The 2,675-nt window shown below is 60.4% G+C and carries 3 protein-coding genes; 2 read left to right on the top strand and 1 reads right to left on the bottom strand.

What is annotated here, in order from left to right; genetic code table 11:
- Nucleotides 1-442, bottom strand: a 442-nt coding sequence (locus PLL20_22130) for a lipopolysaccharide kinase InaA family protein (GenBank protein HPD32698.1), incomplete at its 3' end; no start/stop codon positions are given.
- 268 nt (nt 443-710) lie between these two features.
- Between PLL20_22130 and PLL20_22135 the strand changes: the two genes are divergently transcribed.
- On the top strand, nt 711-1,970 hold the full coding sequence (locus PLL20_22135; protein HPD32699.1) for a Gfo/Idh/MocA family oxidoreductase: 1,260 nt from the start codon (nt 711-713) through the stop codon (nt 1,968-1,970).
- 499 nt (nt 1,971-2,469) lie between these two features.
- The coding region (locus PLL20_22140) for a hypothetical protein (protein ID HPD32700.1) at nt 2,470-2,675 on the top strand (206 nt) is incomplete at its 3' end.

Raw genomic sequence — 2,675 nt, forward strand, 5'->3', positions numbered from 1 at the left:
CGGCACCTGCACTCGTGCGAGACAGGTACCGGGGGACCCACTTTTCCAGCGACGTCCCTTCCACAGCCCGGAGTACGACGAAACTCCGCCTCTCCCAAGGGCCCATCATTTCCTGACCAAAAGCGACGGCCTCTGCGGCAGGAATGCCAGCCGCAGCCAGATCCTGAGCATTCCGCCATTCGATGCCGGCCGTGCTGAGACGCCAGTTACCCTCCAACCAACGGGCACATTGTCGTTTGAGCGGAGGATTCAGAAAACGCTTCAGATAAAGAACTTCCGCGGCAGAGGCTTGGTGACCCAGGGCGATGCGCCATCGCTGGCGCCAGGGTTCCAAACCAGGTTTGTCCAGTCGCTCCCCTTGGTGCCATCTAAAGACGGCATCCAAGTCACCCAGCCCGCAGCCGGACAGCAGGCGCTCGCAGCCGACAGTCGTTTGAAACACCGTATTCATCCGTCCGCGCAAAGCAACTGTTTCTCCAGGGATAAGGCTATCGGCCACCCCCGCAGCATGCAACCGGACACCCCATCTCATTACCGAAATGACCCGGCAGATCGCGGCGAGCAAAGTTGACATCTGACGGGCCATCGGCATCATGTGGAAATCTGACGGCATCGTGCATGCGTAGAACCTGAAGGTCCGTGCCGGCGATTCGGTCGGCCGTCTCCTCCGGTTTGCACGATGCACAAGGCTCAAACCAGGAGGAAATGTCATGCAATCCGGCAAATCCAATGGACCCTCACGGCGGCAGGTAATGTGCGGCGCGGCCGTGGCGGCGGCAACCACGGCTTTCCCGTACGTGTTGAAGGGAGCGGCTTTTGACAAGCCCATCAAAGTCGGACTGATCGGCTGTGGCGGCCGTGGCACGGGCGCAGCCCACAACGCGATGGAAGCCGATCCTGCCGTGAGAATCGTGGCCCTTGCCGACGCCTACAAGGACCGGCTCGAGGGCTGCCGCGGGGAGTTGAAGAAAAGGGGAGCTGAGATCGAGGACAAGCACTGCTTCGTCGGTTTCGATGCCTACAAGAAGCTGCTCGAGCTGGACCTGGACTACGTGATCCTGGCCACTCCGCCCTACTACCGGCCGGAACATTTCACGGCGGCGATCAAGGCCGGAAAACACGTGTTCACCGAGAAGCCCGTCGCTGTGGACCCGGTGGGTATTCGGATCATGCTCGAAGCGGGGAAGATGGCGGACGAGAAAAAGCTCTCGGTCACCGCCGGGACCCAGCGCCGTCACCAGAACTCCTACATCGAGACGATCAAGCGAATCCACGACGGCGCCATCGGCAAGATCCTGTCCGCCCAGTGCTACTGGAACATGGGCCAACTCTGGTACAAGGAGCGAGAACCCAAGTGGTCTGACATGGAGTGGATGCATCGAGACTGGGTGAACTGGGCTTGGCTGTCCGGCGACCACGTGGTCGAGCAGCATGTTCATAATCTGGACATCATCAATTGGGTGCTCAAGACACATGCCCGCAAGGCCGTAGCCATGGGCGGACGCGCCCGCCGGGTTACCGGTGATCAGTACGACTTCTTCTCGGCGGATCTGTCGTTCCCGAACCCCGAGGCTCCGGACAAGGAAAACATGGATATCCACGTGCACAGCATGTGCCGTCAGATCACCGGTTGTGCCTCGAGCGTCAGCGAACGGGTCATCGGCGAGAAGGGCATCTCCAACTGCGCCGGCTGGATCAGCAATGCGGGCAAACTGGACATTCCGGGCAACGAGCCCTACGTCCAGGAACACGTGGATCTGATCAAGGCCATCCGCACCGGCGAGCAGATCAACGAGACGCAAAACGTCAGCGAGTCCACCATGACGGCGATCATGATCCGCATGTCGGCCTACACCGGCAAGGAAGTTGCCTGGGACGATGCAATCGAATCCGACCTCAAGCTCGGCCCGCCGGACTACAAGCTCGAGGAAGCGGAGATCCGCAAGCACATCCCGGTGCCCGGGAAGTAGCTTCGATGCCGGCCACCGCGAGAGGCAGGGATCCAGGCTTTCGTTGACAGAATCGCGGAGCAGGGCGACCAAGTGTTACCCTGCTCCGCCTGTTTCGGAACCAAGGCCGCTCCAAAGAGGAATGGCGACCACCTCACCCTGAACCTGCGCACCGCAGTCAAACGCCATGTCCGGATGGATCCGGCCAGCGGTCAGCAGCCGGTGGGCTTTATCGGACGTTGCGAATCTGCATTTCAATTGCACAATTGCACCGCCGGGTCGACCTGCCGCCGGAATGCATTCGACGCACTATCGTGCCGGTGCTCAGGCAGGCTGTGACCGGATTTCCAGCCGTCATGCTGACCGGCCCCCAGACCATCAGGCAAGACCACGTTGCTCAGACACCTGTTCGGCAAGTCTTACAGATACGTCTCGCTTGAATCGCCCGACGTGCGAACGGCAGCGATTGCTGACCCTCGTGGCTTTCTCGATCTGAATACCCCCGCCTATTCTCGATGAGGTGCAGTATGTACCGCAATTGTTGCCCTACAACAAGGAACGGATCGACGAACAGCGCCACCTTCACGGGCACTACCTGCTCACGGCTTCGCAGAATCTGCTCACGATGGAGCAGATAACCGAATCGCTCTCCGGCTATGAGCTATGCGACCACCGCGACATTGACGCACGCCTCTGCTTCCGGCAAACCTCAACCGGCGCCGAGGT

This window comes from Phycisphaerae bacterium (assembly GCA_035384605.1).
In the GTDB taxonomy this organism is placed as follows: Bacteria; Planctomycetota; Phycisphaerae; order UBA1845; family PWPN01; genus JAUCQB01.